This window comes from Sediminibacterium sp. C3, assembly GCF_000508085.1.
GTDB lineage: Bacteria > Bacteroidota > Bacteroidia > Chitinophagales > Chitinophagaceae > Sediminibacterium.
The window spans coordinates 693,189-706,507 of the sequence record NZ_KI669560.1; the positions used below are offsets into that span (position 1 = coordinate 693,189).

The following is a 13,319-nucleotide window of genomic DNA, read 5'->3' on the forward strand; positions in this document are numbered from 1 at the left end:
CCTCTTGCCTTGTTTTGCTCCCCCTTCAGGACTTGAACCTGAGACCCTCTGATTAACAGTCAGATGCTCTAACCAACTGAGCTAAGGAGGAATTTCCCCTTTCGGGGTTGCAAAAATAGGGGATTATTGATTCTTACAAAAAAATTCCATTAAAAATTCGCAAAAAAGCCTTTTTTAAAGCCTACAAAAATACCTTCAGCCCCTTGTTTCACCGGGTAGGTTTTTAAAAAATACCCTTCTCCGCTGGTATTGCGGCCATTCTGCAAGGAAAACCGGTAACGATGTAGCGGGCAAACCACATTCCCTGCAGCATCTATAAATCCATCTGCCATAATACCACTGGCATGTGGGCATTTATGTGCAAAGGCAAAGATCCTATCATCTTTAAGTGCTAAAGTCAGTTTTTTCCCATCAGCCTCTATAATGCACATATGGTTGCTCTGCCAGATGAGTTCGTTTGCTGAATCGGCGATTTTAATCCAACTATAATCGGTTGCTTCCAATTAGTATAACATGGTTTTGTAGGGATAGCGAATGGCATATAATTCCCGTACCTTTTCAAGAATAATATCTCTTAACGCATCCATATTTTGTCTTTCTGTAGCTGAAACAAATACACAATTGCCATTGGTGGCCAAATCCCATTTGTCTTTCAGGTCCTTTAATATTTCTTCTTTCACTGAATCTTCCAACCACTCATCAAAGTTCTTCTGAACGTATAAATCCATTTTATTAAAAATGGTCAGCATGGGTTTTTCAAAAGCCTTTAATTCCTGGAGCGTTTTGTTTACAACGCCTATCTGGTCTTCATACTGCGGATGCGAAATATCTACCACATGCAATAAGATATCTGCTTCTCTTACTTCATCCAATGTGCTCTTGAAACTCTCAACCAGATGATGCGGAAGCTTTCTGATAAACCCTACTGTATCACTCAATAAAAAGGGTGTGTTCTCAAAAACCACTTTACGGGTGGTGGTATCAAGGGTGGCAAATAATTTATTCTCAGCAAATACCTCACTCTTGCTTAATACCGTCATGAGTGTGCTCTTGCCCACATTGGTATACCCAACCAGCGCAACACGTATGAATTCTCCACGTTCTTTTCGTTGCGTAAAAGCCTGTTTGTCTATTTCGCTCAAACGCTTGCGCAGTAAGGCTATCTTGTCTTTTACAATACGACGGTCTGTCTCTATTTCTGTTTCACCTGGACCACGTGTTCCAATACCACCTCCTTGTCTTTCCAGGTGTTTCCACATCCCTTTTAATCTGGGAAGTAAATACTGATACTGGGCAAGCTCTACCTGTACTTTTGCCTGAGCTGTTCTTGCTCTGCGGGCAAAAATGTCCAGGATCAAATCGCTTCGATCAATGGTTTTAACATTGAGCTCTTTTTCAATATTGGAGATCTGAGAACCGGTTAATTCATCGTCAAAAATGACAAGGGTAATATTCTTGCCGTTCAGATAATCTTTAATTTCTTCCAGTTTTCCCTTTCCTACAAAGGTTCTGCTGTCGGGGTGAGCTAGTTTTTGGGTAAAACGTTTAACAGTTTTCGCACCTGCTGTTTCCGATAAAAATGCCAGTTCATCTAGGTATTCTTCTGCCTGTTCTGTAGTTTGATCTTTTAAGATCACACCCACCAGAACGGCTTTCTCCTCAACGGAAATCAGTTGTTTTTTTTCTATCAATGGGTTGAATTATAATCCGCTAATTGAAATACCTAAAGAAAATCTGTTCATGGAAGGGCCAGCGCCGTCTTTTAGAACCGAACTGATATAGTAGCTTCCCTGTAATCCAATGATACCATATCCAACACGACCTGTGATAGCCAGAGAGGTTCCGTTAAAGTATTTTTTGGTTACTTCTTTTTGAACAAAGCTATTACCATAAACGGTTTGGTTGTTTTTGTCAACCAGGTTTTTACCCTTGGTATGAGCTCTTAAAAGAGTACCCACTTTTGCACCAATTGCAAATTTCCAGGACTTGGCCGGATTTTCCGGATTGGTATAGTAACGTAGTTCTACGGGTATCTCAAGGAAAATATTGGTTACTTTAAATTTGTCAAAATGGTTAATGCTATCCGCAATGGTAAAAGGCAGACGAGCTGCATTTGCTTTGATATTAACGTTTACATTGTCAAAGAAAATATTGCTGGAACCAATACCGGCACCATAAGACAGACTGAACTTCTTATTGTTTTTAAAAGGCTTATCAAACATCACATAGAAGTTGAAATGTCTGCTAAAACCGTTTCCGGTTCTTACACTATCGGGTCTGTTTGTCCAGCTGTCTGAACCATATTGAATCATAAAGTGGTCTTTGGATCGCCCACTCAGGTCAATTTTACTCCAATCTTTTTTTGTTGTTTGAGCAGCGGCACCCAGTCCTGCAAGCGTAGCAATTACTAGAAATATTCTTTTCATTTTGGTTGATTGCAAGATTATTCCCCTTGCAAGGCTGCAAAAATAATCAAAATGAATGCATCCGATTGGTTAAAAATTAGTCAAATGGGGTTATAATGCAGGGTATTTTCACAATTTTCACGATAAACGCCATATAAAATTTATATTTATGGCTCGTAGCACGTAAAACGAAAGGGATGAATACGGATTTTTTAAAGGGAAAAAGGATTTTAATAGCAGAAGACGACTTTGTGAATCAAAAGTTGATCACACACTCCTTAAATGTTACCGGAGCCAGCTTTGATATTGCCGGTAATGGCGCGGAAGCTATTGAAATGTTGAAGCAAAACCCTTATGACCTGATTTTGATGGACATTAATATGCCGGAAATGGATGGATTTGAAGCCACTCAAATCATCAGGGCCGAAATTAACAAGGAGATTCCGATTATTGCGATGACAGGCTGGAGCAGTCGTGCCGAAGGAGACAAGTTTACCAGAATGGGAATGAATGCCTGTTTGGCAAAGCCATTTGGACTGGAAGCATTATATAAAACCCTGGATGAAATATTCAATGCCCCACCACCCGTAAAGCCCAATAATGCCAATTTTGGTGTTAAAGCACCAGACACTGTGTCTACAGTTGCCGTTGATTTAGATATGCTGAATGAACTGGCAGAGGGTGACAATGAATATAAAACTACCATCATCAACATGTTTTTGGAAAGTATGCCGGAAAGCATACAAAAAATGGAAGATGATCTGGCCGCTGAGAACTGGGAAAACTTTTACAAGTCTGCTCACTACGCAAAATCCTCCTTATCTGTAGTAAGGGTTCCGGACATGCATACATTGGCTAATACCATGGAAGTTAATGCTAAAAAGCTGGAAAAGCTGGAAACCATTCCCCCTTCTTTGCAATTGTTTAAAAAGTACTTCGAGTTGGCCAAAGATGTATTACATGAAGAGATCAAAAAACTCGGAGCTTAATTAGTTTACTTAATTATATATCATTTTGAATTTTAGAGAACTCGGTTTAACTGAAAAACTGCTGGAGGGGATTGATGCCATGGGCTATGAAACAGCCACTCCTGTTCAGGCGCAGGTGATTCAACCCATACTCGAAGGAAGAGATATCATTGCATCTGCACAAACCGGAACCGGTAAAACGGCAGCCTTTTTATTACCGATTATTCATAAGATGTTAACGCAGCCACATTCGGCTCATCATATTAACGCCCTGATTATTGTTCCTACCCGTGAGCTGGCAATTCAGATTTCTGAGACCATGGAAGGGCTGGGTTATTTTACGGATATAAGTTGTATTGCGGTATATGGTGGTGGAGACGGAAGTTCATTTACTGCAGAAAAGAAAGCCTTAAGCAGTGGGGTGGACATGGTGGTTTGTACACCCGGCAGAATGATTGCTCATTTAAATATGGGCTATGTAAAAATGCAGGAAGTACAATATCTGGTATTGGATGAAGCAGACAGAATGCTCGACATGGGTTTTCATGATGATCTCATGAAAATCATTTCCTTCCTGCCAAAACAAAGACAAAGCCTTTTATTTTCTGCAACCATGCCTCAGAAAATGAGAGAGCTGGCCAGAAAGTTATTGAACAATCCTGCAGAAATAAATATTGCGGTTTCTAAACCACCAGAGCAAATATTACAACAGGCATATGTGGTATATGAGCCACAAAAAATTCCGCTGATTAAATATGTGCTAACGCACCAAACATATACCCGCGTCATTATTTTTTGCTCTAAAAAGCAGAATGTAAAACAACTGGCTTCTGAATTAAAACGTGCTAAATTATCCGTAGAAGAAATTCATTCAGATTTATTGCAAGACAAGCGAGAACAGGTATTGCAGGATTTCAGAAACAGAAAATTAAAAATTCTGGTGGCCACCGATATTTTAAGTCGTGGTATTGATATTGAAGAAATTGAATTGGTCATTAATTACGACGTACCCAATGATGGTGAAGATTATATCCATCGCATTGGAAGAACAGCCCGTGCAGCCACTTCAGGAACTGCCATCACATTTATCAGCGAACCCGAGCAAAGAAAGTTTTTACAGATAGAAGAATTGTTGGGCAAGCCGGTGGAGAAAATTCCGGTTCCTGAATCTTTTGGTCCTGCGCCGGAATATGCGCCAAGAGCATTCAAACCAGGTGCGCACCGCGGAAATCGCCCACCGCAAAAAGGCAGACCGAATCAGTTCAGACCAGGCCAACCGCGACAAAATCAAAATAGGTCTGCTCAGCCAAATAGAAATCAATCCAATCATAATCAAAGGCAAGGTAATCAGGGAAATATTAAATTAAATTCATCTGACCCAAAGCCAATTGATAATAAAGAAAAGAAGGATAATTAATCAACGAACTTCAGGCAAACGGGTTTCGAAACCTCAATTCGTTTTCCCGTATCCGTTAGTTTTCCTGTTTGTAAATTTCTTTTAAAAACAACCACCTCGTTACTGTTTTGATTGGCAGCTAATAAAAATTTTCCTGTTGGGTCTATGGCAAAATTCCTTGGTGCCAGACCTAGCGTTGGTTCTGATCCCACCCATTGCAACCAGCCATTTTGCCCAATTTTAAAAATAGCCAGGTCATTGAAGTCGGCCCGGTTGGAAGCGTATAAAAATTTTCCATCCGGTGATACATGAATATCAGCAGCGCCAGATTTTTTTTCGTCGCCCTTTACAAACATATTTACCTGCTGTAGTTTTCTGAGCGTACCCTTTGTAAAGTTCAATACAGTAACAGATCCTGTTAGTTCCTGAACTGCATATACAATGGGTTTGGTGGGATGAAAACTGATATGTCTTGGACCATCACCCGGATTGCAATTAAACACAGAAAGAGGCTTTTGTGAAACGGGACGGGTATTGTTCAGGTTTAAGCCATATACGCTAATCTGATCGGTGCCCAAATCCTGCACCAATAAATATTTTTCATCGGGAGAAATAAAGGCAGAATGCACATGTGGTTTGTCTTGTCTTGATTTATTGGCACTGCTGCCAGTGTGTTGAATGGTTTGTACCGCATTGCTCAGGCTTCCATCGGCTTCAATGCGCATCACACTAAAATTTCCTCCTGAATAATTTGACACAAATACAAAACGATTTTTGGAATCTATACTAATATGACAAGGATGGTCGCCACCGCTTAAAACCGTATTCAGTAATTGAAAACTACCGGATACTTTATCGAATTGATATGCGGATACTGCACCCATGCCATTGCCCAATTCGTTTACTGCATATATATTGGGTTTATTTGCGGCGATTGCTAAAAAGGAAGGATCCGCTGCTGCTGTTTTGCTTATCAACTCAGCTGAACCATTGGCATTGAATTGGTAATTATAAATACCCTCTGTTACAGTTCCATTGGTATAACTGCCAATCAACAATCTCTGACTGCCAGGCTTTTGTGCAGTAATGGATAAAAATGGAATAAGGGTAAAGAAGAGGTTTAGCAATCCTTTTATTAATCGGTTCATAGCGAGCAATTCAAGTGTATTGATACCATAAATATCGGCCTTTCTTGGCAAACCCCGATTGTTACATATGTTACTGAACAGGCTTTTTAACGGTTCTACTTTTGTGTTCTTAAAATAGGAATTATGAGATTATTGTCAATTTTTTTAGTGTCAATCCTCGGATTTCTTAGCGTAGAAGCACAGGAAATGCCTACCCAAATCCAGCTGGAAGAAGCATTAAGTCTGGCACAAAAAGCCAATCAGCAAATCAAAATTGCGCAGATTAATCAGCAGATTGCCAGCGCCAACGTAAAGCAAACCGAAGCTATTTGGTTGCCGCAGCTGAACCTTTCGTATACAGCAATGAATACCAACAACCCATTGAATGCATTTGGATTCAAGCTTCAGCAGGCCAATGTAACTGCAGCTGATTTTAATCCTGCATTATTAAATAACCCCGGCGCTACACCTAATTATCTTACTCAATTAAGTTTACAACAGCCCATTATAAATATGGATATGCTTCAAATGCGCAAAGCGGCTGAACAACAAGTCCAGATAAGTTCATTGCAAACAAAGAGAACAGAAGAAGCCGTTAAGATGCAGGTTACACAATTGTATCTGCAATTAAATTTTTTGTATCAGGCACTTGATGTTGTAAAAAGTGCCCTAATTACTTCTCAGTCAATTTATCAGTTTACTAAAAACAGATTTGATCAGGGGCTGATGCAAAAATCTGATTTGCTCAATGTTGAAGTTCAGGTTAAAAATACTGAAACCCGTTTAAATGAGCTTTATTCTAATATAGCGCAGACTTCAGATCAGTTGGGTCTGATGATGAATAAACCACAGGGTGTAATATATAAAACCACACCAGTTTCGCTTGATTTTGCAAAGGAACAATTACAAGCTATTCCAATGGACAGATCAGATTTAAAAGCAATGCAAACAGGATTGGGCATGTATGATATTGCTATAAAAGGATCTAAAATGAGCTGGCTCCCCAGATTGAATGCTTTTGCTAATTACCAATTGAACGACAGAAAAGCATTGGGGTTTAATGCAGGCTCTTATTTTGCGGGCATTCAATTGTCCTGGGATATTATCAAGGGTAATCAGACAAAAAATAAGATTGCTACTCAAACGATAGAAAAAGCTAAACTACAGGAACAGTTGGCTGCAAGATTTAATCAGGAACAGACCGAACTGCAAAATACAATCCGTAAAATTAAAGATGCTAGGTATAAATATCAGCAATTGGAAACCTCAATAGCACAGGCCGACGAATCTTTAAGAATATTACAAAACAGATATCAGCAGGGGCTGGTTAGCACCAATGATATACTGCTTGCTCAAACGCAGCTTTCTCAACAAAAACTACAGCAGGCAGAAGCCAAATTGATGGAACAGGCTGCTATTAATTACTATGAATTTTTAACAACAGTTAAGTAAAATATTAAAACCACTAAAATGAAAATAAATTACAAATTAGTCATTGCTGGAGCTATCATAACTACGTTTACAGCTACTGCTTGTGGAGATAAAAAAAGTGCAGAGACTGTTGTTTCTGAAGCACCTGTTGAAGTTGTATTAGCAAATGCCGGGACCAATGTTACAAATGGTAATTTTGAAATTACTGGTCAAATCGAAGGCATTCAATCAGCCAATATTTCTACCCGAGTAATGGGTACCATTACCAGTATGCGGGTAAAAGCAGGAGATATAGTTAAGCAAGGTCAGGTATTATTTACGATTAATGCCAGTGATATTAAAGCCAAGACGGCTCAAACAGAAGCCATGATAGCTCAGGCGGAAGCTGCTTTTAAAAATGCACAAAAAGATCACGAAAGATTTACTGCACTTTATAAACAACAGAGTGCTACTGCAAAGGAATTGGAACAAATATCCTTACAGTATACTTCTGCGAAAGCGAACCTGGATGCGGCAAAGCAAATGAAAAATGAAGTCAACGCAAATTTGGCTTATACAACCGTTACTGCTCCTTTTTCAGGTGTAATTTCTCAAAAGAATGCTGAAGCTGGTAGCATTGCCAGTCCAGGTATGCCTATTTTAACTTTAGAGCAAACCGGTAATTTACAGGTAAGTGCGATGGTGCCGGAAAATTTAATTGCAAGTATTTCAACCGGACAAGCTGTTGAAATGTATGTGCAAGCTGTTAATAAGAAAGTGAATGGAAAGGTAATTCAGGTAAATCCTTCATCTCAGTTTACCGGAGGGCAATACATTGTAAAAATTAGTTTGCCTCAGGCAGACATGAAAAGTTTTTATTCAGGCATGTTTGTTAATATAATGGTTCCGGTTACTGAAATAACATTAGCAGAAAAAGTGAATAAGGCCATAAGTGTTCCGGAATCAAGTATTGTTTATAAAAACCAACTTACTGGTATTTACACAATTACTGCCGAGAATACAGCACTTTTAAGATGGGTAAGATTAGGAAAAAATCAATCAGGTCAAATTGAGGTTTTGTCTGGACTATCTGAAGGTGAAAAATATATTGTGAGTGCCAAGGGGAACCTTTATAACGGTGTACCTGTAAAGATTGCAAAATAATTGCCAAAGCATTTAAACAAATGAAAATGGAAAAAGGATTATCAGGAAATATAGCAAAAGCATTTTTGCAGTCCAAACTTACCATTCTGCTGATGGTTGCCTTCTTACTTATTGGCGGTTATAGTACTTTATTAATGCCAAGAGAGGAAGAACCTCAGATTCAGGTTCCTATGGCTGATATTTTTATTGCCTATCCGGGAGCAAGTCCAAAAGAAGTTGAAACAAAAGTATCTGCTCCTCTAGAAAAAGTTATTTCAAATATAAAGGGAGTAGAATATGTTTATTCTACATCAATGAGTGGCCAAACCATGCTGATTGTTCAGTTTTTGGTAGGGGAAGATGTTGAACGTTCACTCGTAAAGCTCTATAGTGAAATCATGAAGAATATGGATAAAATGCCGCAAGGTGTTTCCATGCCTTTGATCAAAACCAGAGCAATTGATGATGTTCCTGTTTTTGGACTAACACTCTGGGGTGAAAAATATGATGACTATCAATTGAAACAGGTTGCTCAGGAATTGTCGAATGAGTTAAAAAAGTCCAACGATGTATCTGATATCAATATTATCGGAGGAAGAGCAAAAGAGGTAAAAGTACTTTTGAATAAGACTTTAATGGCAGCTAATCATGTTGACTTTTTATCTATATCTAAAGCAATTGGTGGAGCAAATACACAATCACAAAGTGGTAGTTTTTATAAAAATGACAGCTCATTCGCTGTACTTACCGGTAATTTTCTTAGCTCAGCCGAAGACGTGGCTTCATTGGTGATTGGTATGAATAGCGGGACGCCTGTTTATTTAAAGCAGGTGGCAACCGTTACAGAGTCTCCGGCAACTTCAAGTCAATATGTATTTTATGGTTACGGTCAGGCCGATACGGCGGGATTTAAAAAGTTTTCTGCATCGTATCCTGCTGTAACATTAGCTATTGCCAAGAAGAAGGGCGCAGATGCCATGAAGCTTTCTGATAATATTTTATCGAAAGTAGAATCCCTTAAAAAGGATTTGATACCATCAGATATTCAGGTAACTGCAACCAGAAACTATGGTGAATCTGCAGCTCATAAAGTATCTGAATTATTATTCCACTTATTTATTTCAATTGTTGTAGTAACGCTTTTTGTAATGCTGGCCATGGGCTGGAGAGGTGGTTTGGTTGTATTTCTTTCTGTACCGGTAACTTTTGCATTGACCTTGTTTAGTTATTATGCAATGGATTATACACTGAACCGGATTACTTTATTTGCCTTGGTATTCATTACAGGTATTGTAGTGGATGATTCAATTATCATTGCTGAAAATATGCACCGTCACTTTAAAATGCGTAAACTGCCGCCTCTGCAAGCCGCTATTTATGCCATTAATGAAGTCGGTAACCCAACCATACTTGCCACTTTCACTGTAGTAGCGGCCGTACTTCCAATGGCATTTGTTTCCGGCTTAATGGGGCCTTATATGAGCCCAATGCCTATTGGAGCATCTATTGCTATGTTGCTTTCATTGATTGTTGCCTTAACCTTAACTCCCTATTTAGGATATATTTTCTTAAGAGAAAAGGAAAAACGCGGTAGTGAAGATCATTCACATGGAAGTCATTCTTTGGAAGCATCAGGCATCTATAAAATCTATAACTCATTCATTCAGCCTATGCTGGAAGTAAGATGGAAGCGATGGGCATTTATCATGGGTACCGTAGTTGTATTATTAGCCAGCATGTTACTTTTTTACACAAAATCTGTGGCGGTTAAAATGTTGCCTTTTGATAATAAGAATGAGTTTCAGGTAGTGATTGACATGCCTGAAGGTACAACACTGGAAAAAACAAACGCAGTGGCTAATGAGATAGCACAGTATGTATCCAAACAGCCCATGGTGAAAAACTATCAGGGTTATATAGGAACAGCTGGTCCAATTAGTTTTAATGGATTGGTTAGACACTATGATTTAAGAAGAGGTGATAATGTGGCAGATATACAAGTGAACCTGATTGATAAAGAAGAGCGCTCTCTGCAGAGTCATGATATAGCTAAGTCAATGCGTGAACCCATTCAGAAAATTGCTGCCAGGTATCATGCAAATGTAAAAATTGTTGAAGTTCCGCCAGGTCCTCCAGTTTTATCTACATTGGTAGCGGAAGTATATGGCCCTGACTATAAACAACAGATTGAGATTGGCAGACAAATTGAACAGCTGTTCCGTAAAACACCTGATGTGGTTGATGCAGACTGGATGGTTGAAGATGATCAGTATGAATATAAGTTTACAGTTGACAAAGAAAAAGCAATGCGTTATGGAGTTGCAACAGCACAAGTGAATGCAATAGTTGCCGGCGGACTTTCAGGAATGCCTGTTGGGGTAATTAATGCACCTAGTTCCTTTTCGCAAACTCCAATTCGTTTACAGTTAAAAGAGGAAGATAAAGCTGGTGTGAATGAAATTCTTGGATTGACAGTTACAGGAATGCAGGGCAATACAGTAAACTTGCGAGACATTGTTACTGTAAATAGACAGGTGAAAGACAAAAGTATTTACCGTAAAAATCAGAAGGAAGTTGTTTATGTAATGGCTGATATGGCAGGTGAACTAGAGAGTCCATTCTATGCTATTTCTAAAATGTCTGACAGTATTTCAATGCTCAAAATACCTGCAGGTTACACTATAAAAGAAGAATATACAAAGCAACCCGAAAGTCAGGATCAGTATTCACTTAAATGGGATGGAGAGTGGCAGATTACCTACGAAGTATTTAGAGATTTAGGAATTGCTTTCGCTGCAGTTATTCTGATCATCTATATGCTGATAGTAGGTTGGTTTCAGAATTTTACCGTTCCGGTAGTTATGCTTGCTGCAATCCCATTGAGTTTGGTTGGAATTATTCTTGGGCACTGGATGATGGATGCTTATTTTACCGCAACCTCTATGATTGGTTTTATTGCACTGGCTGGTGTAATGGTGCGAAATTCAATTTTGCTAATCGATTTTATCAATATCAGGCTTGATGAAGGCATTCCTTTGAAACAAGCTATTATTGAAGCCGGGGCTGTTCGAACAACGCCAATTCTGTTAACTGCGGGTGCAGTTGTGCTAGGTGCTGTAATCATCTTGTTTGATCCAATTTTCCAAGGCCTAGCTATTTCTTTAATGGGAGGAACCATTACATCAACATTTTTAACCTTATTGGTTGTGCCATTGCTTTACTATAAAATGATGCGCAATAAAGTAAAATAATATTGACATGAAATTATTAATAATTACAGCTGTAAAAGAATGCAGCAAATCCATTGAAAAAATATTGAAAGAAGCATCTGTTTCCGTCTTTAGTGTTACAGATACCATGGGTGTAAAAAATAGTCCCGATGATTATATCCTGGATGATTGGTTTGGTTCTGATGATGGAAACAAATACGATTCTGTTTTTATTTTTAGCTTCTGTAATAATGAGGCAGCCAATCATGCCCTAAGTTTAATAGATGACTTTAATGCTAAGGAAAAAGAAAATCAGTTTCCAATCAGAGCATTTATTGTACCCGTAGAAAATTCAACAAAATAATCATTATGAAAGAAAGAATTGTAAGAGCTGTTGCAGGGGGCTTTGTATTGACCAGTATTAGTCTTGCCTATTTTGTGCATATTAACTGGCTTTTATTGGCGGCATTTGTAGGTTTAAATCTATTGCAATCCTCTTTTACCAAGTTTTGTCCTCTAGAATGTATACTAGAAAAAGCAAATATTTCTAAATAAGAAGTAAAACTGATGTACCTTGGTATTTGCCATTCACTAGTAATATGAATTTAGAAAAGAGGGATAAGTTAGCAGATAAAAAGCGCTCGTTAAAAACTCGGTTATTAGTTGAATCAAAAATCAAGGCTTTAGAAAATTGCTGGTTGAATTGGTTTAAACAGGTAAATGAAAAGATTAAAAGTTGTGAATTGATCTGTCTGGACTGGGTTCAAGATTCAGAGTTGCCATTTTGGGATAGTTTTTTAAATCATGCACCCTGGACAGAATTTTCTGATTTAACTAAGTTTTTGAAAGTCGGAAGTGAACCAGTAATTCTGGAATTACTTTTCAAGAATCATCCTGGTGTTTTGCCGCTAAGATATCTGCCGGATGCTCCAGTTTTAAAAACCAATGAGGCACCTGCTGCAATATTTTCTCAGATAGTTATGCAAAACCAAATAACGCAACAACCAGTTTATGTATTTTTTGTTCGTATGTCTCCTGTAATAAAAATGGACTTGTATGATATAATGAATTCGCCGGATTTGAATGAGCTTTTGCCAGAGGAAGAAGACATGGTTATTATGTCTTTGGATGGTAACTGGATTATCTTCAAATCACTCGAACAGGAATGGGTTTATAGAAATTCATTAGAAATTCAATAGAAATTAGCCCATAATCATTATTTTTGCCACCCTTTAAGAACAGCAATGTTCTTCGGGCCTATAGCTCAGTTGGTTAGAGCACCTGACTCATAATCAGGGGGTCCCAGGATCATGCCCTGGTGGGCCCACTTGAAAATCAAGCAGTTACGAACGAAAGTTGGTAGCTGCTTTTTTTATTTGCATACTATTTGCATGCCTTTTTTGATAATCATCACGAATTTTGGTCTGGAAGTATATGAAAGTAGACAGAAATCTAATATAACCGTGTGTATGTAAGAGGGTCTCAGGTTCAAGTCTTGGAGGGGGAAAGTAAGAATCAGCCGCTTACGACAAACAGTCTTAAGTGGCTTTTTTTTGCACCACTTTTTGGTCCACAATTTTTTTCCAAAAATTAATACCAGATTTTCAATTTCGTAACAAGCACTTGTGTCTGTAACGCCAATTGGATTATAATTACCCTAA

The 13,319-nt window shown here is 38.5% G+C and carries 12 protein-coding genes and 2 tRNA genes; 9 read left to right on the forward strand and 5 right to left on the reverse strand.

Annotated features, from left to right (window positions below; translation table 11 throughout):
* Positions 1-17: 17 nt before the first annotated feature.
* The 4 genes from F777_RS0103245 to F777_RS15565 form a co-directional block, all read right to left on the reverse strand.
* Positions 18-91 (reverse strand) — tRNA-Asn (locus tag F777_RS0103245).
* A 58-nt stretch (positions 92-149) separates the two neighbouring features.
* A complete protein-coding gene (locus F777_RS0103250) occupies positions 150-503 on the reverse strand; it encodes a Rieske (2Fe-2S) protein (RefSeq protein ID WP_026750785.1) in 354 nt (117 codons plus the stop codon).
* The gene (hflX, locus tag F777_RS0103255; RefSeq protein ID WP_026750786.1) at positions 504-1,691 is read right to left on the reverse strand and encodes a GTPase HflX; all 1,188 of its coding nucleotides are present in this window, start codon (positions 1,689-1,691) and stop codon (positions 504-506) included.
* Between the two features lie 9 nt (positions 1,692-1,700).
* On the reverse strand, positions 1,701-2,426 hold the full coding sequence (locus F777_RS15565) for an outer membrane beta-barrel protein (RefSeq protein WP_152530847.1): 726 nt from the start codon (positions 2,424-2,426) through the stop codon (positions 1,701-1,703).
* 176 nt (positions 2,427-2,602) lie between these two features.
* On the opposite strand from F777_RS15565, the gene F777_RS0103265 reads away from it, so the two are divergent.
* Both F777_RS0103265 and F777_RS15570 read left to right on the forward strand, forming a co-directional pair.
* Positions 2,603-3,394: a response regulator gene (locus F777_RS0103265; RefSeq protein ID WP_026750787.1), complete on the forward strand. Its 792-nt coding sequence runs from the start codon at positions 2,603-2,605 to the stop codon at positions 3,392-3,394.
* A gap of 25 nt (positions 3,395-3,419) precedes the next feature.
* Positions 3,420-4,790 carry a DEAD/DEAH box helicase gene (locus F777_RS15570; RefSeq protein WP_071790302.1) on the forward strand — a complete coding sequence of 457 codons (1,371 nt, stop codon included), beginning with the start codon at positions 3,420-3,422 and terminating at the stop codon, positions 4,788-4,790.
* Here the strand turns inward: F777_RS15570 and F777_RS0103275 are convergent.
* Positions 4,787-5,968, reverse strand: coding sequence for a lactonase family protein (locus F777_RS0103275; protein ID WP_152530848.1), 1,182 nt, complete (start codon positions 5,966-5,968; stop codon positions 4,787-4,789). The two genes, F777_RS15570 and F777_RS0103275, sit on opposite strands and share 4 nt — an antisense overlap.
* Before the next feature lie 72 nt (positions 5,969-6,040).
* Here F777_RS0103275 and F777_RS15575 point away from each other — a divergent pair, with 72 nt between their 5' ends.
* The 7 genes from F777_RS15575 (at position 6,041) to F777_RS0103310 (ending at position 12,985) form a co-directional block, all read left to right on the forward strand.
* A complete protein-coding gene (locus F777_RS15575; RefSeq protein ID WP_051408403.1) occupies positions 6,041-7,348 on the forward strand; it encodes a TolC family protein in 1,308 nt (435 codons plus the stop codon).
* A gap of 18 nt (positions 7,349-7,366) precedes the next feature.
* Positions 7,367-8,470 carry an efflux RND transporter periplasmic adaptor subunit gene (locus tag F777_RS0103285; RefSeq protein ID WP_026750789.1) on the forward strand — a complete coding sequence of 368 codons (1,104 nt, stop codon included), beginning with the start codon at positions 7,367-7,369 and terminating at the stop codon, positions 8,468-8,470.
* Between the two features lie 26 nt (positions 8,471-8,496).
* Positions 8,497-11,700: an efflux RND transporter permease subunit gene (locus F777_RS0103290; protein ID WP_026750790.1), complete on the forward strand. Its 3,204-nt coding sequence runs from the start codon at positions 8,497-8,499 to the stop codon at positions 11,698-11,700.
* A gap of 7 nt (positions 11,701-11,707) precedes the next feature.
* Positions 11,708-12,022 carry a hypothetical protein gene (locus tag F777_RS0103295; protein WP_026750791.1) on the forward strand — a complete coding sequence of 105 codons (315 nt, stop codon included), beginning with the start codon at positions 11,708-11,710 and terminating at the stop codon, positions 12,020-12,022.
* Positions 12,023-12,027: 5 nt separating this feature from the next.
* Positions 12,028-12,213, forward strand: coding sequence for a YgaP family membrane protein (locus tag F777_RS0103300; RefSeq protein ID WP_173399623.1), 186 nt, complete (start codon positions 12,028-12,030; stop codon positions 12,211-12,213).
* A 44-nt stretch (positions 12,214-12,257) separates the two neighbouring features.
* Positions 12,258-12,857, forward strand: coding sequence for a hypothetical protein (locus tag F777_RS0103305; RefSeq protein WP_026750793.1), 600 nt, complete (start codon positions 12,258-12,260; stop codon positions 12,855-12,857).
* Between the two features lie 54 nt (positions 12,858-12,911).
* Positions 12,912-12,985: transfer RNA gene (locus F777_RS0103310), tRNA-Ile, on the forward strand.
* The last annotated feature ends 334 nt before the right edge of the window (positions 12,986-13,319 follow it).